The organism is Rhodococcus sp. UFZ-B548, assembly GCF_903819475.1.
Classification (GTDB): domain Bacteria; phylum Actinomycetota; class Actinomycetes; order Mycobacteriales; family Mycobacteriaceae; genus Rhodococcus_F; species Rhodococcus_F erythropolis.
This window is the reverse complement of the sequence record NZ_CAIJDS010000038.1, coordinates 51,157-71,283: the sequence shown is the minus strand read 5'-3', so window position 1 is coordinate 71,283 and position 20,127 is coordinate 51,157. Positions and strand designations below refer to the sequence as shown.

21 protein-coding genes are annotated in these 20,127 nt (G+C 61.1%); 11 read left to right on the top strand and 10 right to left on the bottom strand.

Annotation, left to right across the window (positions count from 1 at the left end; translation table 11 throughout):
• Window positions 1-110: 110 nt before the first annotated feature.
• Both trxA and H7C86_RS25960 read left to right on the top strand, forming a co-directional pair.
• Window positions 111-434 carry a thioredoxin gene (gene trxA / locus H7C86_RS25965; RefSeq protein ID WP_003942530.1) on the top strand — a complete coding sequence of 108 codons (324 nt, stop codon included), beginning with the start codon at window positions 111-113 and terminating at the stop codon, window positions 432-434.
• 128 nt (window positions 435-562) lie between these two features.
• The gene (locus H7C86_RS25960; RefSeq protein WP_020909860.1) at window positions 563-1,753 is read left to right on the top strand and encodes an N-acetylmuramoyl-L-alanine amidase; all 1,191 of its coding nucleotides are present in this window, start codon (window positions 563-565) and stop codon (window positions 1,751-1,753) included.
• Between the two features lie 20 nt (window positions 1,754-1,773).
• Here the strand turns inward: H7C86_RS25960 and H7C86_RS25955 are convergent, their stop codons facing one another.
• From H7C86_RS25955 to rsmG, 4 genes are all read right to left on the bottom strand, one after another.
• Complete coding sequence (locus H7C86_RS25955; protein ID WP_019746201.1) at window positions 1,774-2,457, bottom strand: hypothetical protein; 684 nt, start codon at window positions 2,455-2,457, stop codon at window positions 1,774-1,776.
• A 255-nt stretch (window positions 2,458-2,712) separates the two neighbouring features.
• Window positions 2,713-3,753: a ParB/RepB/Spo0J family partition protein gene (locus tag H7C86_RS25950; protein ID WP_070384710.1), complete on the bottom strand. Its 1,041-nt coding sequence runs from the start codon at window positions 3,751-3,753 to the stop codon at window positions 2,713-2,715.
• Between the two features lies 1 nt (window position 3,754).
• Window positions 3,755-4,756 carry a ParA family protein gene (locus tag H7C86_RS25945; protein ID WP_182262484.1) on the bottom strand — a complete coding sequence of 334 codons (1,002 nt, stop codon included), beginning with the start codon at window positions 4,754-4,756 and terminating at the stop codon, window positions 3,755-3,757.
• An 81-nt stretch (window positions 4,757-4,837) separates the two neighbouring features.
• Window positions 4,838-5,518 carry a 16S rRNA (guanine(527)-N(7))-methyltransferase RsmG gene (rsmG, locus tag H7C86_RS25940; RefSeq protein ID WP_019746204.1) on the bottom strand — a complete coding sequence of 227 codons (681 nt, stop codon included), beginning with the start codon at window positions 5,516-5,518 and terminating at the stop codon, window positions 4,838-4,840.
• Between the two features lie 497 nt (window positions 5,519-6,015).
• Here rsmG and H7C86_RS25935 point away from each other — a divergent pair, with 497 nt between their 5' ends.
• Both H7C86_RS25935 and H7C86_RS25930 read left to right on the top strand, forming a co-directional pair.
• Window positions 6,016-6,156, top strand: coding sequence for a MerR family DNA-binding transcriptional regulator (locus H7C86_RS25935; protein WP_220463473.1), 141 nt, complete (start codon window positions 6,016-6,018; stop codon window positions 6,154-6,156).
• Between the two features lie 98 nt (window positions 6,157-6,254).
• Complete coding sequence (locus H7C86_RS25930) at window positions 6,255-6,761, top strand: hypothetical protein (RefSeq protein ID WP_182262483.1); 507 nt, start codon at window positions 6,255-6,257, stop codon at window positions 6,759-6,761.
• Window positions 6,762-7,382: 621 nt separating this feature from the next.
• Here H7C86_RS25930 and H7C86_RS25925 read toward each other — a convergent pair.
• From H7C86_RS25925 to rpmH, 6 genes are all read right to left on the bottom strand, one after another.
• Window positions 7,383-8,315, bottom strand: coding sequence for a GNAT family N-acetyltransferase (locus H7C86_RS25925; RefSeq protein ID WP_182262482.1), 933 nt, complete (start codon window positions 8,313-8,315; stop codon window positions 7,383-7,385).
• A 177-nt stretch (window positions 8,316-8,492) separates the two neighbouring features.
• Window positions 8,493-9,056: a protein jag gene (locus tag H7C86_RS25920; RefSeq protein ID WP_003942504.1), complete on the bottom strand. Its 564-nt coding sequence runs from the start codon at window positions 9,054-9,056 to the stop codon at window positions 8,493-8,495.
• Window positions 9,057-9,076: 20 nt separating this feature from the next.
• On the bottom strand, window positions 9,077-10,183 hold the full coding sequence (gene yidC, locus H7C86_RS25915) for a membrane protein insertase YidC (protein WP_019746208.1): 1,107 nt from the start codon (window positions 10,181-10,183) through the stop codon (window positions 9,077-9,079).
• 4 nt (window positions 10,184-10,187) lie between these two features.
• Entirely contained in the window at window positions 10,188-10,568 is a 381-nt protein-coding gene (yidD, locus tag H7C86_RS25910) for a membrane protein insertion efficiency factor YidD (protein WP_007729147.1), read from the bottom strand.
• The gene (gene rnpA, locus H7C86_RS25905; protein WP_019746209.1) at window positions 10,565-10,945 is read right to left on the bottom strand and encodes a ribonuclease P protein component; all 381 of its coding nucleotides are present in this window, start codon (window positions 10,943-10,945) and stop codon (window positions 10,565-10,567) included. Before rnpA ends, yidD begins: the two co-directional genes overlap by 4 nt.
• Before the next feature lie 26 nt (window positions 10,946-10,971).
• Entirely contained in the window at window positions 10,972-11,115 is a 144-nt protein-coding gene (gene rpmH / locus H7C86_RS25900; protein WP_003942540.1) for a 50S ribosomal protein L34, read from the bottom strand.
• A 780-nt stretch (window positions 11,116-11,895) separates the two neighbouring features.
• Between rpmH and dnaA the strand changes: the two genes are divergently transcribed.
• The 7 genes from dnaA to H7C86_RS25865 all read left to right on the top strand — a co-directional run bounded on the left by dnaA (window position 11,896) and on the right by H7C86_RS25865 (window position 20,105).
• Window positions 11,896-13,458, top strand: coding sequence for a chromosomal replication initiator protein DnaA (gene dnaA / locus H7C86_RS25895; RefSeq protein WP_003942491.1), 1,563 nt, complete (start codon window positions 11,896-11,898; stop codon window positions 13,456-13,458).
• A 584-nt stretch (window positions 13,459-14,042) separates the two neighbouring features.
• On the top strand, window positions 14,043-15,227 hold the full coding sequence (dnaN, locus tag H7C86_RS25890) for a DNA polymerase III subunit beta (RefSeq protein WP_007729165.1): 1,185 nt from the start codon (window positions 14,043-14,045) through the stop codon (window positions 15,225-15,227).
• Window positions 15,228-15,271: 44 nt separating this feature from the next.
• Window positions 15,272-16,180: a phosphogluconate dehydrogenase (NAD(+)-dependent, decarboxylating) gene (gene gnd / locus H7C86_RS25885; protein WP_182262481.1), complete on the top strand. Its 909-nt coding sequence runs from the start codon at window positions 15,272-15,274 to the stop codon at window positions 16,178-16,180.
• Entirely contained in the window at window positions 16,181-17,410 is a 1,230-nt protein-coding gene (gene recF / locus H7C86_RS25880; RefSeq protein ID WP_020905610.1) for a DNA replication/repair protein RecF, read from the top strand.
• The gene (locus tag H7C86_RS25875; protein WP_003942471.1) at window positions 17,403-17,948 is read left to right on the top strand and encodes a DUF721 family protein; all 546 of its coding nucleotides are present in this window, start codon (window positions 17,403-17,405) and stop codon (window positions 17,946-17,948) included. The genes recF and H7C86_RS25875 overlap by 8 nt, the downstream gene beginning before the upstream one ends.
• A gap of 124 nt (window positions 17,949-18,072) precedes the next feature.
• The gene (locus H7C86_RS25870) at window positions 18,073-18,984 is read left to right on the top strand and encodes a metal-dependent hydrolase (RefSeq protein WP_007729174.1); all 912 of its coding nucleotides are present in this window, start codon (window positions 18,073-18,075) and stop codon (window positions 18,982-18,984) included.
• Window positions 18,984-20,105 (top strand): PDR/VanB family oxidoreductase, encoded by a 1,122-nt coding sequence (locus H7C86_RS25865; RefSeq protein ID WP_024487650.1) that lies wholly within the window; start codon window positions 18,984-18,986, stop codon window positions 20,103-20,105. Before H7C86_RS25870 ends, H7C86_RS25865 begins: the two co-directional genes overlap by 1 nt.
• Window positions 20,106-20,127 lie beyond the last annotated feature (22 nt).

Sequence of the window (20,127 nt, the reverse complement as noted above, 5' to 3'; positions counted from 1 at the left end):
GACCGCGGCGACATCACCGCCAACACGCTCGACGCAGCCGGCCACACGGTCGACGTCGTCGGCGCTCCCTGATTCACCAAGCTGTCGTACCCAACCCTCGAGGAGTAACAGTGTCGAATACCGTCACCATCACCGACGATTCCTTCAAGCAGGACGTCCTGGGCAGCGACAAGCCCGTTCTGGTCGATTTCTGGGCAACCTGGTGCGGCCCGTGCAAGATGGTCGCCCCGGTCCTCGAGGAGATCGCCGGCGAGAACAGCGAGAAGCTGACCGTCGCCAAGCTCGACATCGATGCCAACCCCGCGGCCGCGCGCGATTTCCAGGTCATGTCGATCCCGACGATGATCCTGTTCAAGGACGGCAAGCCGATCAAGACGATCGTCGGCGCCAAGGGCAAGGCCGCGCTGCTCAAGGACCTCGCAGACGTTCTCTGACGGCTGGGTGAGCATCGTGGATTCTCGCAATCCACAGAATTTCTGAGATAATCGATCGATGTGCCTGATCGGGTCTACGACCAGGCACATCGATCGAATTCGTTAACCGATCCGAGAGGCTTTCACGCATGCACAGACTCCGACACGGCGATCACGGCCCGGCCGTCGCCGAGATTCGGGGCACATTGACGAAGCTGGGATACCTCCATCACGGAACTTCCGGCATTCGACGTGAAAGCGCCGACGGTGCCCACTGGGTTGCACCCGACGCCATCTTCGATCATCAACTCGACAGCGCCGTTCGTGCCTTCCAGCAGCAGCGTGGGCTTCTTGTCGACGGCATTGTGGGCCCGGCAACCTATCGGTCACTTCGTGAGGCCTCGTACCGCCTGGGTGCCCGTACGTTGATCTACCAGTTGTCCGCGCCGCTGTACGGCGACGACGTCGCAGCGCTGCAGGCAAAACTGCAAGATCTGGGCTTCTACGCCGGCCGGGTCGACGGTTTCTTCGGTCCGCAAACCCACGAATCTCTCTCGTCTTTCCAGCGTGAAATCGGGATCGCTGCCGACGGTATCTGCGGACCGCAGACACTCCGTTCGCTGGAACTTCTGGGAACCCGCGTCACCGGTGGTTCCCCACATGCGATCAGCGAAGAGGAACTGGTGCGCCGCAAGGGCCCGCAGCTTGGCGGTAAGCGCATCGTCATCGATCCCGGCCTCGGCGGGCCGTCGACGGGCAACATCGTCAACGGCATCTCCGAAGCTGACATCCTCTGGGATTTGGCCATGCGCCTCGAGGGGCGGATGGCTGCAACCGGGATGGAAACTTTCCTCTCCCGCCCGCACAACGCCGATCCCACCGAGGCCGAGCGCGCACTGACATCCAATGCGTTCGACGCGGATCTGATGATCTCCCTGCGTTGCGACAGCAACTCGAGCCCTTCGGCAAACGGCGTCGCGAGCTTCCACTTCGGAAATTCGCACGGTTCGGTCTCGATGATCGGGCAGGTGTTGACCGGTTTCGTTCAGCGCGAGATCGTTGCGCGAACTCCGTTGCGGGACTGCAGAACTCACGGTCGGACGTGGGAGTTGTTGCGCCTCACCAACATGCCGACGGTGCAGATCGATCTCGGCTACCTGTCCAACGCGTCCGACGTTGCGGTACTGACGAATCCGCGGATGCGTGACACCATCGCCGAAGCCATCTTGATCTCGGTCAAACGGCTGTACCTGCTGGGTCAAGACGATCAGCCGACCGGCACCTTCACCTTCGCCGAGCTTCTCGCTGAAGAACTTTCGGTAGCCGACCGCATTTCGTAGGTCCTGCGGTCGGCACCTGCTCACACTCTGGCGAGCTCGCTGATCTCCACCATTTCGAGAGCTGCGGCCTTCAGTAGACGGTCGAGGGCTTCTTCGACGTCGACCTTCCATTCGTGATCTCGATTGAGTTCGAGACGAAGCCGCGGATAGCGATGGTGCGGTGCCACGACCTCGAAACCGTAGTCCTCGAGGAACTCGGCACTGATCATGCATTCTGCGGGTGAACATTCCAGAGCGGCCGTTGCGCTGGCCACGTCGGAAGCAGGTCCCAAGTCGTCGCTACGGATACCGAAGGCCTCGAGCGCACGAACTCCGCGTCGAACCAGATCTGTCACGACAGCGGCCATCAGGCTTGGCCCTAGTTCTTCCTCTATGCCCGAGGGCTCGAGGCGAAGGCTTGTCAGAAGCACTGCGTCCGAGCTGACCGGGCTGGTCGGAAACAGTTGCGCGCGCGGGATCATGCGGGGAGGGGCGTACAACGCACTTCCGAGCGGCTTACCGTCGCGGACGGCGACCTGTCCGCACGAACCCCACTCGAGCATGACCATCGACAGCCAGGCTTCCTTCTCGAATTCCTGATCGCAGAATCCTCGGGCGTCGTGAAGCGCGCCCGGGTCCATCTCCCAGAACACGCATCGACGCGCATGGGCGGAAAGCTGATCGAGGCTGTCGAGCGTGAGAGAGGTGATGACGTGAGTCGACACTGACTAACTCACTCTCCGTAGGTCCCCGAAGCGGTTTTGATGCTCGCCCGCCGCTTTTTTCTTCTCCAGGATAGGCCAGCTGTACCGAGTCGGCAGTGGCGCGAGAGTTGATCGCTCTAATGTATTGCTGTTCAACATCTTTCGTCCCGGTTCAAGATTTCGAGAAGCTCGGACCACCTAAATTCGTCACAGTGACGAAAATAGGTGGTGTGCCCGTTCATCGTCATTACGTCACCAAACGGGCATCCGAGTTCACTACGTCGATTTCTGCGCTTCCATCATTCCGACGATGCGTTGTAGGTCGTCGACCGAGCCGAATTCGACCACAATCTTTCCCTTCCGCTTGCCCAGACTGACAGTCACCCGAGTGTCGAACGAGTCCGACAACCGCTCGGCCACATCCTGCAGACCCGGCATCACGATGGGCTTGCGCTTCTGCGGGGGAGCGATCTCATTGTCCGCCCGGTTGGCAAGAGTGACGGCTTCCTCCGTCGCGCGAACCGACATTCCTTCGGCGACGATGCGTGCCGCCATGACTTCCTGAGCGTCGGCACCCGCCTCGAGGGACAGCAGTGCGCGAGCATGGCCGGCCGAAAGTACTCCAGCCGCAACGCGGCGCTGAACCGCCACCGGCAGCTTCAGCAGACGAATCATGTTGGTCACGACGGGACGCGAACGTCCGATCCGATTGGCCAATTCTTCGTGGGTTACTTCGAACTCCTCGAGCAACTGCTGATACGCCGCTGCCTCCTCGAGGGGGTTCAACTGCACTCGATGGATGTTCTCGAGGAGCGCGTCGCGCAACATCGAGTCGTCATCGGTTTCACGAATGATCGCCGGAATCTTCTCCAGCCCGGCTTCCTGGCTCGCGCGCCAGCGACGCTCACCCATGACAAGTTGGTACTTGTCACCGTGACGACGGACCACGATCGGCTGCATCAAGCCGAATTCACGGATCGAGTGAACCAACTCCGCGAGTGCTTCCTCGTCGAAAACGCTGCGAGGCTGCTTCGGGTTCGTCTCGATCAGGCTCGGTTCGATCTCCAGATAGACCGCGCCGGTCGGCTCGAGTTCGGTCTCCGGCTCAGCTTCCACCGGAGCCTTCGCCGCCGTCGCCTTAGCGGCTTTCGGCGCTTTCGGAGCTGCCTTCGTCGGTGGGGGAGGGGAGGGGTTGCGCTTGTCGACGCCGATTACGACGTCCGCTGCAGCCGATCCCAGACCCGGTGCCGTGGCCGGCCCAGTGGGGATGAGAGCAGCCAAGCCGCGGCCCAATCCACCTTTGCGTGCTTGACTCATCTCACTGCTCCTGGGTCGTTGTGGTGGCAGAGCGGGCGGCAAGTTCGCGTCCGGCGTCGAGGTAACTCATGGCGCCGCGTGAACCCGGGTCGTAATCGAGAACTGTCATTCCGTATCCGGGAGCCTCTGAAACCTTCACACTGCGGGGAATCACAGCGCGCAGTACGGCCTCGCCGAAGTGCTTGCGTACTTCTTCGGCGACCTGGTCGGCCAGCTTGGTCCGTCCGTCGTACATCGTCAGTAGGACGGTGGAGACATGCAGATCCGGATTCAGATGAGCCTGGACGAGTTCGATGTTGCGGAGCAACTGACCGACCCCCTCGAGGGCGTAGTACTCGCACTGGATCGGGATCAGGACTTCCTTGGCAGCGACCATCGCGTTGACGGTCAGCAGCCCCAGCGAGGGCGGGCAGTCGATGAGGACGAAGTCGACGTCGAGCTCTGCGAGCACCTTGTCGTTGAGCGCGCCTTTGAGTCGATTCTCGCGGGCAACCATGGAGACCAATTCGATCTCGGCGCCCGCCAGATCGATCGTCGCCGGGATGCAGAGAAGGCGCTCACTGTGCGGGCTGGTCTGGATCGCCTCCGGGGCCTTCACTTCGCCTATGAGCAACTCGTAACTGGAGGGGGTGCCCGAGGTATGGACGACGCCCAGAGCCGTGCTGGCGTTGCCCTGAGGGTCCAAATCGACCACGAGGACAGTGAGCCCTTGAAGAGCGAGCGCCGACGCAAGGTTCACCGTGGTCGTCGTCTTCCCGACGCCGCCCTTCTGGTTCGCGATGGTGATCACGCGGCGGAACGCCGGCTTCGGCAGTGTCACCGAATGGGGGTGAAGCACCTGGCTCGCTCGATGCGCGGCCGCCCCGATGGGAGTCTCCTCCGAGGAGATCGCCGCGTAGGGGGCGGTGAAATTGTCGTCGTCGTTGACGATCTGATCCGCACCCGCGCCCGTGTGCTGCTTCGGTGTTTCACGTGAAACGGCGGATTCAGATCGACCCGACATTGACTGCTCCTTCGATTGGGAATCGATCACTAGGTGCTCTCATCATCTGTACATTGCTCTCGATTGCATGCGTGTAAATCATCAACGCTGGCGACGCTTCGGGAGACGTTCGGCCTTCACCACCACGGTGGGGGTGCGGAGAATCTTGGCTCCACATTCGAGTATTTCCAACTTACCTGCGCCCAATTTGGTGAGCGCCGTACGGTCCCGCTCGATCTCCTCGGCGGCGCTCGAACCTTTGAGTGCCAACATCCGGCCGTGCTCGTGAATGAGTGGGAGGGACCAACGTGCGAGCTTCTCGAGAGGCGCCACGGCCCGCGAAGTGACCACGTCCGCACCGCCCGCTTCCTTCACAACACCCGATTCCTCGGCTCGCCCTCGGACAACCAATACGTCCAATCCGTTGGACTCGATGAACTCCGCGAGGTACACAGAGCGTCGAAGCAACGGTTCGACGAGAGTCACCTTCAAGTCCGGGCGGGCGATCGCGAGAGGGATTCCGGGTAGGCCGGCACCGCTCCCTACGTCCACAACCGACTCACCTTCGGCGATCAGTTCACCGATCACTGCGCAATTGAGAAGGTGACGCTCCCACAGTCGGGGAACCTCACGAGGACCAATGAGCCCGCGCTCGACACCATCCGTTGCAAGGGATTGGTAGTACCGTTCCGCGATCTCATATCTGTCACCGAACACTGCGCGCGCAGTCTCTTGTTCGTCCCAGTCAACCGACGCCGCACCATTCTGTTCCACGTGAAACATCCTCCCGCGTAAACCGCGAAATCAACAATCAAGACCGAAATCATTATCCGCTCTGGAGCCGACATGTGTTCGCTTCTGCACACCGACTCGCTGTGAGTCTGCCGACTCGTTCATTCTTTGGGAAGTATTCCGCCCAAAATTCAAGTGGGGGAGGGGAGGGGTTCACGTTCCACGTGAAACATCGCGCTGACAAATCTTCCAATTCTGATGCGTTTCACGTGAAACATAGCCGGAAGGTCGCATGGAGATAGTGGGTCGGTTTTCAATATCATCACAGTGACGAAACTGCCATGGGTAGTTACATGGATGGAATTCATGGCCAAAAAGGGGTAATTATCGACGAAAAGCGAGTTTCAGAAAATCGCCGGCTTCGGACAGTTTCAGTGTCTCGCCGCCGATTGCCACGAGCTACCCAACCTTCGACTTGACTCTCCTGTTGCGGGAGACCGGAGACTTGGCACCAGAAACCGAAATCAATCCAAGGAGCTTGGCACCACATGATGCGCATCGGAGAGTTCGCCCTCGCCTCTGGACTCACCGTGAAAGCACTCCACCACTACGACGCCATCGATCTACTCAAACCCGCACGGCACTCCGCAACATCGGCCTCGCGCTCGACACCGTTGCAGAAGCATTGAGCAACCCGCACTACATAAATTCCTTCATCGAACGGCACCGAGCACATGTCGCTGACGAACGCGCACGACAAGATGCTGACGCGGCGCAAGGGTCCGCGTTGATCGACTCACTTGAACTCGACTACACCGTGCGCCGTCGTTCCATGCCGGCTCAACACTGGGTTGGACTGCAACACGAAATCCGTAACCTCGAACTCGAGCAGGTTGAGTCGCCCCTGGCGACCCTGCGAATGGCCCTGACAGAAGCCGGCCACACGATCTCCGGTCCCTGGTGGACAACACTGCGCCAAACCGTAGAAGCTGAGGTCGTCGAAGTTCTGTTCTGCTGGCCGACTACCCAGATCCCCGCCGAGCCAGTTGGCATCTCCGGAACGATCGTCGAATCTGGCACACTCCCAGCGCGCGACGAACTGTTTGTGACACTCGAAACATCCGACGACGATTCCGATCTCGGCGATCTAGGCGCAGAAGCCGCACAGATCGCGATGATCGAGCAAGCAAACGATGACGGACTGGAGTTAGTTCACGGCAGCATCCGCCAGGTTGGAGTCTTCGCTGACGACGGCACACCAGAAGCCATTGAACTCGTGATCGCCATCCAATAGGCGTCCACTACCAATCTGGGATGGAGATCGAGAGCTCGGCGCAACAACCATCGATCCTGTTTCACGTGAAACGAAGGGCTGACTATTCCGGCTGGGGGAGGGGAGGGGCTCACATGTAGTACGCCGTGTTGTCGATCGAATATCCGAACGTGCACGGTGCGCCGCCGACACCCAATAAGGCAATGATGAAGCTGAGCATGACTGCTCTCCCGGATCCCCATGCCAGTGCAAGTGGAATGAATACGACGGCGACTACTCCCAGCGGCAACAACCAGCAGAGCCAATACTCCTCACCGCCCGGGCGGGAAAGACTGGACTTCCATTCTCTGCTGCGGTTCGAAGACCACGGGCCAACAACTCAGGCCGCACACGAGCATCCCGCTCAAAGCACTCAAGATCGCCGCCCGCCTCCGAGAGATGTTCGGATCGAAGTCTCGGTCTCTACCCATATTCGTACGACACCGTTGCAGCAGGGTATGTGGGCCGAGTTGGAACCTGGCCACCCCTATCCCTGGTACTCAGCGGTCTCCGCGTCACCCATACACCGTCGGACAAGCTGGACAGAAAGGCCCACGCCGGCGCGATTCGGCGACGGCAACGAGCCTCCGGTTGACGCCCGGCTCAGCCCGCCGGGGCCTCGAACACCATCCTCACCTCGGTCACCTGGTAGTTCGCCCGCTTGAACGCGGCGGCCATGGGCGTGTTGGGTACGTCCGTGGTCGCGGTGATGCGATTGGCGCCATCGGCTGCGTGAACGCGGGTGATCTCGCAGAGGATATCGTCCACGTAGCGGCACCCGCGCAGCTCGGGCACTACTCCGAGGTATCCGACGTTGCGGTGGTAGGGCGTCGCGGACGGGATCGCGAAGCCGACCAGCGTCCCGTCCATGGCCTCCGCCAGCCGCCACCACGATCGTTCGCCGGGGCACGACCGGTAGAACTCGAGATCGTCCCGGGCCTGGCTGACAATGTCCGTGGCCGCAATGCCTCGTTGTGTGGCGACGTCCAGGCTGCCGACAGCTACCCGCTGGAACACCGCGAGGAACTCATCATCGGAGGCGGGACGGAACATCAGACGCTCGGAAGGGGCGGGCACTCCAGCCGCAGGCGTCCACTCGAAACGCAGCCGCTCGATGATCTCGGTCAGTCCGGCCGCCTGGGCCGCCTCGCGACGCCAGGACACGGCGTCTGCGACGGCGGAATCCGCGTCCTGCCCGGCGGTCGGCACGACCAGCACATACTCAGGTTTCGCGTGGAACTCGGTGTGCGCCCGCGACATGAGTTCGGCAGCAAGCGCAGCACGATCCGGCACGTCTGCCAGCACGTGTAGGAAATCAAGGGCGAGCGGACGCTCGCTGTCCTCACGCCCCCACCACAGCGCACGCGCGACGATCCTGGAGCCGTCAACGGCGAACCAACTCCATTCCGGACGAAGCCGTCCGGCCGCCACCTCTTCCCGGAGCGAGTCAGCGTCGACGAACCCGACCGGATCGTTCATCGCGAACCCCACGGGCTCTTCCAACTCGGCCCGCGTCGCGGGTCGTATCAGCACCATTGCTTCCCTTCACGACGCTTCATTGACGACAGGTTCCGAAATAGAGATAGGACATGTCGACAACGATAGGCACCGGACCTTCACCGTGCCGCCGGATTCGGTTTCACGTGAAACACCTCTCGGACACAAAAGCGGGCCCCGGAAAATCCGGGGCCCGCATTCGATCAGGGGGGAGTGTCAGTCCTTGAGGACAACCACTCGACGAGACGGCTCAGCGCCTTCGCTCTCGCTGGAAACACCGGCGACCTTGGCGACGGCGTCGTGAACGATCTTGCGTTCGAACGGCGTCATCGGAGCAAGCTCTTCGCGTTCGCCGGTCTCGAGAACACGCTGTGCAGCTTCCGCACCGAGAGCACTGAGTGCCTCACGCCGGCCCGCACGCCACCCGGCGATGTCGAGCATCAAGCGGCTGCGCTCTCCGGTCGACTGCTGAACAGCCAGACGAGTCAGCTCCTGGAGAGCATCCAGAACCTCACCCTTACGTCCCACAAGCTTGGTCAGGTCGTCGCCGCCGTCGATGCTGACGATTGCCCGATCGCCCTCGACGTCAAGGTCGATGTCTCCGTCGAAATCGAGCACGTCGAGCAACTGCTCGAGGTAGTCGCCGGCGATCTCGCCCTCTTCGATCAAATCGTCATCGGAATCGTCGATGTCTACATCCACATCGGTAACCGGCGCAGTGGTCTCGGTGCTCACGTCTGCGTTCTCTCCATCCACAACGATGTCAGCTTCACTGGACATTGGTCGTTCTCTTTCCTGGATCAGCGCCGTTTATTGCGCTTGGGGGAGTTGCCGCGGTTGCTCTGTGGCCGGTTCTGTTTCGGTTTCGACGTCGAACCACCACTGGAACCCGAGGGCTTCGGCTGAGGCTTCTTGAGCGAAACTTCCGGGGCGTCACCGTCGTCGTCGGCTGAATCCGCGGTCTTCAGCGCAGCCGGGGATCCCTTCTTCTTACCGGGATCGGGACGGGCACCGGGCTTAGGCGCATTGTCGTTGCGGCGAGTGATCGCTTCCTGCTTCTTCGCTTCTTCTTCGGCATCGATCTTGCGGAAGACGAGGTGCTGCTGACCGTAGGTCCAGATGTTGTTCGACACCCAGTACAGGAGGATCGCGATCGGAAGGAACGGTCCACCGACCAGAACGCCGAGCGGGAAGACGTACAGCGCGAGCTTGTTCATGATCGCGGACTGCGGGTTCGCGGCAGCTGCTTCGCTCTGACGGGCAACCGAAGCGCGTGAGTTGAAGTGGGTCGCGATGCTGGCGATGATCATCAACGGAGCGGCCACGAGAATGATGTTCAGGCGTGACGGAAGCTCGGGAACGTTCTCGGTGACATAAGCCTGAAGCTGCGCAACCGGCGTCGTGATCGCGGCCGAGATGGGCGCGCCGAACAGACGAGCATCCAGGAACGACTGGACGTCAGTGGCCGAGAAGACGTAGTTCGGGGTGTTGAGGTTGTCCTCGGCGCTCATGCCCAGCTGGCCCATGCCGGTGCCGGTGCGGTTGAACGAGCGCAGGACGTGGAACAGACCGATGAACACCGGAGCCTGAGCCAAGACCGGGAGACAGCCCATGATCGGGTTGAATCCGTGCTCCTTCTGGAGCTTCTGCATCTCGACGGCCTGGCGCTGACGGTCGCCCGAATACTTCTTCTGCAATGCCTTGATCTGCGGCTGCAGTTCCTGCATCTGGCGGGTCGTGCGGACCTGCTTCACGAACGGCTTGTACAGAACCGCACGCAAGGTGAACACCAGGAACACCACGGAGAGCGCCCAGGCTATTCCGTTGTCCGGGCCGAGAATGAACCCGAAGACCTTGTGCCAGACCCACAGAATCGCGGATACCGGATAGTAAATGAAATTGAGCACGGCTCTAAGTACTCCTCTGTTCGTCCGTCGGACTGTGACACGCTGCGCGTGCTTCCGGACAGCTATGGCGGCTACCCGCATCACGGTCACGACGGGCAGGGACAGGGTCCCACCCTCCAGAATGCCAGGGGGCACACTTCGCCAACCGCACCACAGTCAAGAAAAGGCCTTTGATCGCCCCGTGAGTGCGCAGCGCTTCGACCGCGTATTCACTGCAGGTGGGGGTGAACCGGCAGGTCGGCATCCTCAAGGGCGACACATACGTCCGGTACAACTCGATACAGAAGATGAGCACAGTGGCGGGAGCGCGACGCACAGCCTTCAACACCGTGATGACACGGGAGGCTCTGGGAGTCTCGATCTGCTCAGAGAGCGGAGTACTCATGGCTCTTCACTTACCGACACCAATAGGTTCATTTTGGTCAGGCCCCCACGCAACTGCTTGGCCAGTTCGGCTGAACTGGCGGTAGCTGCGCCCGGAAGTGCGCGGATAACCACGTCCGTCTCCGGCGAAACCTGCCCGACGAAATCTGCACAGATATGACGAAGCCGGCGTGCGACTCGATGTCGAATCACCGCCGGCCCGACAGCCTTGCTCACGATCAGCCCGAAACGGGGACCGTGATTTGTTACTACCAGCGCCTCTACTTGCTCGCGATCGAACGCGTGCACGACAAGGTCGCGTCTTCCCATACGACGCCCGCGTCGCACCGCCACGGAGAAATCCGCGTGGCGACGCAACCGAGACGGCTCAGGCAACACCCCGAGCTCCTGAACTCGAAATCAGATCAGGCGGTGAGGGAATCGCGGCCCTTACGGCGACGCGCCGAAACGATTGCACGACCCGCACGGGTACGCATACGAAGACGGAAGCCGTGAACACGCGCGCGGCGGCGATTATTCGGCTGGAACGTCCGCTTGCCCTTGGCCACGGTCAACACTCCTCGAAGTTCATTGACGCCTCCCGGCGTCATTCAGTGATCGACGCCTTACGGCGCCTTTGGATCCAACAGGTACAGAACAATCAACTTCACTCGTTGTGGCTTGGAAGACCGATCCGACCTGACATATGTAGCCAGCACGAAGCGATCACCACCAGCGGGTGACCGTTCGAGGTTACTTACCACCGTTGCCAAGGTCAAACCAGCCCGATTCGGAGCCCTCCCGCGGCAACCACGGCGACACGCCGATACTTCCATAATTCCGCAGATTCCATTCGCGGTGTGCATACGGCCGTGACCTCGAGCGCGGCAGCAAGTGTGACCTTGGCAACAGTTCCGCTACGGACTGCAGGTGACCCGAAGGCAACCCGGACAGTTCCACCGGCGCATGCTCTCGACAAGGCCTCATCAGCACATACGGGCACGAGCGCCGGACGCGACCCCGAATCCCGAGTTTCCACATTCATCCACAGGGCTGTGAGTGTTGACGCATCCCCGACACCAAGTGGCGAACGCCTCGAGTTCCGACAAAGTTGCAGGTAGATCAATTTCTCGATCACTTTGACGAATTTGGTTGACGAAAAAACCGACTCAGTGCAGGTTTGTCCACATCTGTGGATAATTGTGTGGAAACACAGCCCAGGTGGCATATTCGTAGCCTGTTACGGGGTTCTCACCCCTGGTGGTAATCCACCGAATCATTCGACGCCGCAGCCATACGCTCGGCAGCTGCAGCACACCCACTGTCGGCGAAACACGGGAAGGAACCACGTGAACGACGATCCCAACGCGCTCGCACGGGTCTGGGTCGACGTGGTTGCAGAACTCACGAGTGATGACCCCGGAAGTAATCTTCCGGCTTTGAGCAGCAAGCAGAAGGCATTTGTCCGTCTGGTGAGGCCTCTCACACTTGCTCAGGGTTTTGCACTCCTCTCGGTTCCATCGCCATTTGCTCAAGAGACGATCGAGCGCGATCTACGCGAGCCGATCCTGCAGGCACTCGGACGCCACCTCGGCGGCCAGGTCGAGGGACTCGGTGTCCGCATCGCACTCGAAGACGATGCCGACGCACCCGCCGAACCGGTCGAGGAGCGCACGGGCAGCCGTCAGTTCGAGTCGGTCAACTCATCGGGCGCATACCGTCGGCGCAGATTCACCGAAGGCGACGGAGAACCTTCGGACTCCGAGACTGCCGAGACCGAAGAAGTCGACGACGACCGCGAAGCACTCGCGAGCGTTCACGAATCGTGGCCGTCGTACTTCACGAAGCCGCCCGCTACTCCTTCTGCTTCTGGGTCCGGCGCGAACAGTCTCAACGCGAAGTACACCTTCGACACTTTTGTGATCGGATCGTCCAACCGATTCGCTCATGCCGCTGCCGTCGCGATCGCGGAGGCGCCGGCGCGTGCGTACAACCCCTTGTTCATCTGGGGAGCTTCGGGCCTGGGCAAGACGCACCTTCTTCACGCCGCCGGCCACTACGCACAGCGACTGTTCCCCGGCATGCGGGTCAAGTACGTCTCGACCGAAGAATTCACCAACGACTTCATCAACAGTCTTCGTGACGACCGCAAGGTCGCGTTCAAGCGTCGATACCGGGAAACGGACGTCCTGCTGGTCGACGACATCCAGTTCATCGAAGGCAAGGAAGGTATCCAGGAGGAGTTCTTCCATACCTTCAACACCTTGCACAACGCGAACAAGCAGATCGTCGTCTCCTCGGACCGTCCGCCCAAGCAGTTGGCAACCCTCGAGGAGCGTCTGCGGACGCGCTTCGAATGGGGCCTGATCACCGACGTTCAGCCGCCTGAGCTCGAGACGCGTATCGCGATTCTGAGCAAGAAGGCGAGGATGGATCGCCTCGAGGTCCCGCACGACGTCCTCGAGTTGATCGCCAGCCGTATCGAGCGCAACATTCGTGAACTCGAGGGCGCGTTGATCCGCGTCACCGCTTTTGCCTCGCTCAACCGCCAGCCGTTGGATCTGACGTTGGCCGAGGTGGTCCTGCGCGATCTGATGCCCGATTCGTCGAGCCTCGAGATCAACGCGGCGACGATCATGGCGGTGACGGCCGAATACTTCAACATGTCGATCGACGACCTGTGTGGGCCGGGTAAGGCCCGGCCACTCGCTCAGGCCCGCCAGATCTCGATGTATTTGTGCCGTGAGCTCACTGATTTGTCATTGCCGAAGATCGGTCAGACGTTCGGCCGTGACCACACGACGGTCATGTACGCCGACAAGAAGATCCGTAAGGAAATGACGGAACGCCGCAAGGTGTACGACCAGGTTCAGGAGTTGACCGCAAGGATCAAGCAGCGCTCCAAGCGCTGACCTGCACTTATTTCGATCGATGCCGCTCGAGGCAGAGGTTCCCTCGAGCGGCATCGGTGTATTCGAAGGGTTCCACGTGCGGTCCCCTCGAGGGCGGTTGTCCACCTCGAGGGACGACACGCCGGAGTCGGACACGCCGATAAGAACAAACTCTTCGTTTCTTGTGAAAAGTATTCACATCTGTGGATAACTGTGTTGATAACTCCGAAAGTCTGTGGAGTTCTCGAGGAGGAATCCGAAAACTTTCAGAGAGTGCACAGAGGGGGTCGATTGGTCCTCGAGTCTGTCCTCGAGAAGTGCACAGGCCCTCGAGGGGACCTACCAGCGTCGACAACCGTTGCTCCACAGATTGCACAGGACTTATTACTACTACTGAGAATTTCCTAGGAAAAGCTCTTTGAAAATAGTTCTGGGGACAACTCCTGTTGAGAACCTCGCCTCAGGCTGCGCTCGTCCCGGCTTCGGCTTTCCACTTGCGCCCTCGAGGGCATACGGTGGGCATCGCTTGGTCTGTGTCAGACTTCAAGTGAGCTGATGCAGATCCGCAGCAGACGAACATGCCTACCGAGAGGAATAACCCGGCGATGGAGCTTGGAAGCCTGAAGTTTCGCGTTTCCCGGGAAGAGTTCGCTGATTCAGTAGCGTGGGTTGCTCGTAGCCTGCCCTCGAGGCCGCCTGTGCCGGTTCTCGGCGGAGTTCTTCTCGACGCAACCGAAGCCGGCCTCACCGTTTCCGGGTTCGACTACGAGGTATCTGCGCAGGTCCGCGTCTCGGCAGATGTCACAACTGCAGGTCAGGCACTCGTCTCCGGACGCCTCCTTGCCGATATCACCAAGTCGCTTCCCAACAAGCCGGTCGATGTGACCCTCGAGGGCACTCGCGTGCTCATCTCGTGCGGAAGCGCCAAGTTCTCCCTGCCCACGATGCCGGTCGAGGACTACCCCCAGCTTCCGACGCTTCCGCAGCAGTCCGGGTCCATTCCCGTCGACCTGTTCTCCGAAGCCATCAGCCAGGTAGCCGTTGCAGCGGGCAAGGACGACACCCTTCCCATGCTCACGGGTATCCGTGTCGAGATCGAACAGAATTCGATCGTCCTCGCCGCTACCGACCGCTTCCGTCTCGCCGTTCGTGAACTCGAGTGGACTCCGGCAAACCCTGACGTCCAGGCTGCTGTTCTCATCCCGGCCAAGACTCTGTCCGAGTCCGCGAAAACGCTTGCCGGCAATGCAAATTCGCCGGTCGAGTTGGCTCTCGGTTCCGGTACAACCATCGGAAACGACGGACTCCTCGGCATCGTCAACGACGGACGCCGCACCACGACGCGCCTCCTCGACGCCGAGTTCCCGAAGTTCCGTCAGTTGCTGCCTGCTCAGCACACCGCGATGGCAACGGTCGAGGTCACGCCTCTCATCGAGGCCATCAAGCGTGTAGCACTCGTCGCCGAGCGTGGCGCACAGGTTCGCATGCAGTTCTCCGCTGACGGTCTGCTCCTCTCTGCGGGTGGCGACGACGCCGGCCGCGCAGAAGAGACACTCAACGCGTCGTTCCAGGGCGAAGCACTCACCATTGCGTTCAACCCCGGTTACCTGATCGACGGGTTGAACTCGCTTCACAGCGAAAACGTTCTGTTCGGCTTCACCACTCCCAGCCGTCCGGCTGTTCTTCGCCCCGCGGCCGAGGAAGAGCCCACGGCAGACGAGTCCGGTAACTTCGCTGCGCCCTCGAGCGAGTACACGTACCTGCTGATGCCGGTTCGCCTCCCGGGCTGAGTGGTACCCCGCACTTCAGTTCGCGCCTGACCAGGGAGAACAGTATGAAGATCGGACTCGTAGGTCTCGGCAAGATGGGTTTCAACATGCGTGAGCGCTTGCGCGCGCATGGCCTCGAGGTGATCGGATACGACCCTCGACCGGAAGTCACCGATGTCGGGTCACTTGCCGAACTCGCTGCTTCCCTCGAGGGACCTCGAGTCGTCTGGGTGATGGTTCCGGCCGGTGAAATCACCCAGAGCACCATTGCCGAGCTGGCTGATGCCCTCGCGGGTGGCGATCTGGTCATCGACGGTGGGAACTCGCGTTACACCGACGATGCTGTCCATGCCGAGCTTCTGGGCGCCCGTGGGATCGGTTTCCTCGACTGCGGTGTCTCCGGTGGCATCTGGGGCCGTGAGAACGGCTACGGCCTGATGGTTGGCGGATCCGAGCCCGACGTGGCGAAGGCAATGCCGATCTTCGACGCCCTTCGCCCCGACGGCGACGCTGCAGACGGCTTTGTCCACGCCGGCCCCGTCGGTGCTGGTCATTACGCGAAGATGGTGCACAACGGCATCGAATACGGCCTGATGCAGGCGTATGCCGAGGGGTACGAGCTCCTCGAGGCGGAAAGCCTGATCGCGGACGTTCCGGGCGTGCTCCGAGCTTGGTCGAAGGGAACCGTCGTACGTTCGTGGTTGCTCGATCTGCTTGTCGACGCCCTCGAGGAGGATCCGGAGCTTGCGCAGATCACGGGCTATACCGAGGATTCCGGTGAGGGCCGCTGGACGGTAGAGGAAGCTATCAAGCACGCTGTCCCCGCTCCCGTCATCTCCGCTGCTCTGTTCGCGAGATTTGCTTCACGACAGGATGATTCACCGGCCATGAAGGCGGTGTCGGCCTTGCGTAATCAGTTCGGTGGTCACGCGGTCAAGAGCGCTTCGCCCAAGAATTCGGCTTCTGGAAGCTAAGTGTTCGTTCGTAGATTTTCGCTGCGGGACTTCCGATCCTGGGATTCGCTGACGCTGGACCTCACGCCGGGAACAACTGTCTTCCTCGGTTCGAACGGGCACGGTAAAACCAACGTCCTCGAGTCACTGGGGTATCTGTCCACGCTGTCCTCTCATCGAGTGTCCACGGATGCACCGATGATCCGCAGCGGTTCCGCCAGTGCTTTTGCGGGTGCAACTGTGGTCAACAATGGGCGCGAACTGACCATCGACGTCGAACTGATCGAGGGAAAGTCCAACCGCGCCAGGATAAATCAGTCGCCGACGCGTCGTCCGCGGGAAGTACTGGGAATTCTGCAGTCGGTGATGTTCGCGCCGGAAGACCTGTCGTTGGTTCGCGGAGATCCTGGCGATCGTCGACGCTATCTCGACGAGTTGTTGACGTCGCGGATACCCCGAATGGCTGCTGTCCGTGCGGATTACGACAAAGTGCTGCGTCAGCGCTCAGCCCTACTCAAAACTGCTGGTGCGGCTTTGCGCCGCGGTTCTCGTGGTGGCGAGTCCGACAACGTCCTCTCAACCCTCGAGGTGTGGGACGGGCATCTGGCCGCTCACGGCGCACAATTGTTGGCCGGGCGCCTCGAGTTGGTCCATGATCTGGCGCCCCACCTGGCGGAGTCGTATCGTTCCATCGCACCCGAATCCCGGCCGGCGTCGATTCGATACAAGAGCAGCCTGGGTTCGTCGTTGGATCCCGAATTCACTGATCCTGCAAGGATTTCCGGCATCGACGACGTTGCATACCTCGAGGAGAGATTCCATCTCGAGTTGGCACAGATGAGGTCGAAGGAAATCGATCGCGGAGTGTGTCTGGTCGGTCCGCATCGGGACGACCTGGAGCTGGTTCTCGGCGACAGTCCGGCGAAAGGCTTTGCCAGTCATGGTGAATCGTGGTCATTCGCGCTTTCGCTGAGACTGGCAGGTTTTGCCCTGTTGCGCGCGGACGGCAGCGACCCGGTCCTGATGCTCGACGACGTATTCGCGGAATTGGACCGTCGTCGGCGTCGTGCGCTCGCCACCGTTGCGGCTACCGCAGAACAGGTGCTGATCACGGCCGCCGTTCCCGAGGACGTACCGGACGAACTCGAGGCGGCCAAGTTCGGCGTCGAAGCCTCCGATACCGGAGACGGTCGGATATCCCGGATAGTGCCCGTAGGCTCGACGGATCAGGAGGTCGAGTTCGATGACTGAAGACAGCAGCGCGGCCCCGGAGCCCGAGCTCAAGGGGATCGATCTGGCGCGCCGTGCCCTCGAGGAGGCACGCGCGACAGCCAAAGCCAACGGCAAGGCCGTCGGGCAGGGGCGCTCGTCGCCCAAATACGGAAGTGGCCGCCCGCGTCGACGCAGCGGTTGGTCCGGCCCCGGCCCGGATGCGCGGGACCCTCAGCCGTTCGGTGCTCTCACCAGCGCTATCTCCAAGTCGCGTGGGTGGTCCCCCAAGGTGTCCGAGGGCACGGTCCTCGGTCGGTGGCCGCAGGTCGTCGGTGAAGACATCTCCGCGCACGCCGAGCCGATCTCTCTGAAAGAAGGCGTTCTCAGCATCTCCGCCGAGTCGACGGCGTGGGCTACCCAGTTGCGCATGATGCAGTCCCAGATTCTGGCCAAGATCGCTGCTGCGGTCGGTGACGGCGTCGTGAAGACACTGCGCATCACCGGTCCGAGTGCGCCTAGCTGGCGCAAGGGTGAAAGGCATGTGAAAGGCCGCGGACCTCGCGATACGTACGGCTGAGGAAAACTCAACCAGGACCTGGTTCTACCTATTACTTCGTGTTACAGTTAAAACTCGCTAGTGAGTGAACTGTGTCACAAGGCTGTCGTTCCCTACCGATCGGCAGGCATGAAGGAGTAGCTAGATGTCGCAGAAGATATCGACACCCGCTTCGTCGTTCGCCGAGCCGGATCACATCCTGTTGCAGGCTCGCAATGTCGAGTTCGACTGGTCCGATCTGCCTATGCACTGGATTCCGGGCGATCCGTTCAGCACACACGTTCTCAACGTGCTTCACCTCCTGCTCCCAGCCGGTGAGGAGTGGTTTGTCGAGACCTTCAAGGAAGCTCTTCCTCTGATCGAGGACGAGAAACTCCGTGAAGACGTCGTCGGATTCATCGGCCAAGAGGCGATGCACTCCAACGCGCACTCGGGTGTCCTCGTCCATCTGAAGGAAAACGGCCTGGATCCGACGCCGTACACCCAGCAGATGGAGTGGGCATTCTCGAAACTGCTCGGACCGCGCCCGATGACGGGACTGCGCGCCGAGAATCACCTGGTGGAGCGTCTGGCTATCATCGCGGCCATCGAACACATCACTGCTTTCCTCGGCGACTGGGTGCTCAACGCCAAGGGGCTCGACAAAGCCGGCATGCACCCGACCATGCTTGATCTTCTTCGCTGGCACGGCGCCGAAGAAGTCGAACACCGCGCCGTCGCGTACGACGTGATGCGCTACTTCGACAAGCGTGAGACCCGGCGGATCCGTACCCAGATCCTCGTCACGCCCGCAATCGTGTGGCTGTGGATTCGTGGAACCCGGTTCTTGATGCGCAACGATCCCGAGCTTGCCGCTCAGGCTCCCAGCCGTCGAAGGCCCCACCTGTCCGATTTCATCGCGGCCGGAAAGCGTGGCACAGTTCCCACGTCGTTCGAGCTGGTCAAGCGGATGTCGACGTACTTCAGCAAGTCCTATCACCCCAGTAACGAGGGCTCGACCGCCCAGGCGGTGCAGTACCTGGCGTCGTCACCCGCAGCTCAGGCGGCTGCACGGTGATTTCACTCTCGAGGGTCAAGGACGTCATCTCCGGGCACGACGGGTTGCCGCGTTTTCCGGCGCCACCCGATTTGTCCGGAAAGAACCGTCCCGACCGCGCCATGCGCATCACGGAGTTATTGGCGGACAAGTACCTTCGGGTGTTGACGGCCTACGACTACAACCCCGAGATCGCTGGCCACAACCCCGACACGGCCATGAACATGGTGGTCAGTACGCGTGAGGTGGTGGCGACCGACGAGAACGTCGTTCGCCTGCGCTTCGAATCCGCCGACGGTTCACCGATTCCGCCGTGGCATCCGGGTTCGCACCTGGACTTCCATCTACCTTCGGGTCTGCGGCGTCAGTATTCGCTGTGCGGCGACCCTGCCGATCGCACGGGATACAGTGTCGCGGTTCGTCGGATCCCCGACGGCGGTGGCGGTTCCATCGAGATGCACGCTCTCCAGCCGGGTGAGCACGTCACGGTACGCGGCCCTCGCAACGGATTTCCCTTTGTGGGTGAAGGCAGTGCACTGTTTGTTGCCGGCGGTATCGGTATCACGCCGATCATCGCAATGGTCCGTGCGGCAAGAGAATTGGGAATGGACTGGTACTTCGTGTACTCGGGCCGCTCTCGTGAATCCATGCCGTTCCTCGACGAGATCGCGAGCTGGGAACCCGAGCGTGTCTTCGTGCGCCCGGACGACGAGTTCGGATTACCCACCACCGCAGACCTTCTCGGACGAGCACCAGTCGGCGGCGCCGTGTACTGCTGCGGCCCGACGCCGATGCTCGACGCCGTTCGCCGCGGATTCCGCGATACACCCTCCACCGCTTTGCATTTCGAGCGGTTCGGGGCTCCGCCGGTGATCGACGGCAAGGAATTCGAAGTGCAGCTTGTCAATTCGGGTCAGGTGCTCACCGTGCCCGCCGACGAGTCCGCGCTCGACGTCATCAAGAAGACATTGCCCGGTGTCGGGTACTCGTGTCAGCAGGGTTTCTGCGGAACCTGTCGTGTGAAGGTACTCGCGGGCAAGCCCGATCACCGCGAAAGGCGTCTGACCGACACCGAACAGGAAACGGAGATGCTCATCTGCGTATCCCGTTCCGACGGTGGACGTCTCGTTCTCGATCTCTAGATATTCCCGACTCCGAAGGGTT

Bases quoted from the DNA above. Each gene is read 5' to 3' on its own strand.
- H7C86_RS25960 (WP_020909860.1), top strand. From the start codon at position 563: ATGCACAGACTCCGACACGGCGATCACGGCCCGGCCGTCGCCGAGATT.
- H7C86_RS25950 (WP_070384710.1), bottom strand. From the start codon at position 3,753: ATGAGTCAAGCACGCAAAGGTGGATTGGGCCGCGGCTTGGCTGCTCTC.
- H7C86_RS25945 (WP_182262484.1), bottom strand. From the start codon at position 4,756: ATGTCGGGTCGATCTGAATCCGCCGTTTCACGTGAAACACCGAAGCAG.
- rsmG (WP_019746204.1), bottom strand. From the start codon at position 5,518: ATGTTTCACGTGGAACAGAATGGTGCGGCGTCGGTTGACTGGGACGAA.
- H7C86_RS25935 (WP_220463473.1), top strand. From the start codon at position 6,016: ATGATGCGCATCGGAGAGTTCGCCCTCGCCTCTGGACTCACCGTGAAA.
- H7C86_RS25925 (WP_182262482.1), bottom strand. From the start codon at position 8,315: ATGGTGCTGATACGACCCGCGACGCGGGCCGAGTTGGAAGAGCCCGTG.
- H7C86_RS25920 (WP_003942504.1), bottom strand. From the start codon at position 9,056: ATGTCCAGTGAAGCTGACATCGTTGTGGATGGAGAGAACGCAGACGTG.
- yidD (WP_007729147.1), bottom strand. From the start codon at position 10,568: ATGAGTACTCCGCTCTCTGAGCAGATCGAGACTCCCAGAGCCTCCCGT.
- dnaN (WP_007729165.1), top strand. From the start codon at position 14,043: ATGGAGCTTGGAAGCCTGAAGTTTCGCGTTTCCCGGGAAGAGTTCGCT.
- gnd (WP_182262481.1), top strand. From the start codon at position 15,272: ATGAAGATCGGACTCGTAGGTCTCGGCAAGATGGGTTTCAACATGCGT.
- H7C86_RS25875 (WP_003942471.1), top strand. From the start codon at position 17,403: ATGACTGAAGACAGCAGCGCGGCCCCGGAGCCCGAGCTCAAGGGGATC.
- H7C86_RS25870 (WP_007729174.1), top strand. From the start codon at position 18,073: ATGTCGCAGAAGATATCGACACCCGCTTCGTCGTTCGCCGAGCCGGAT.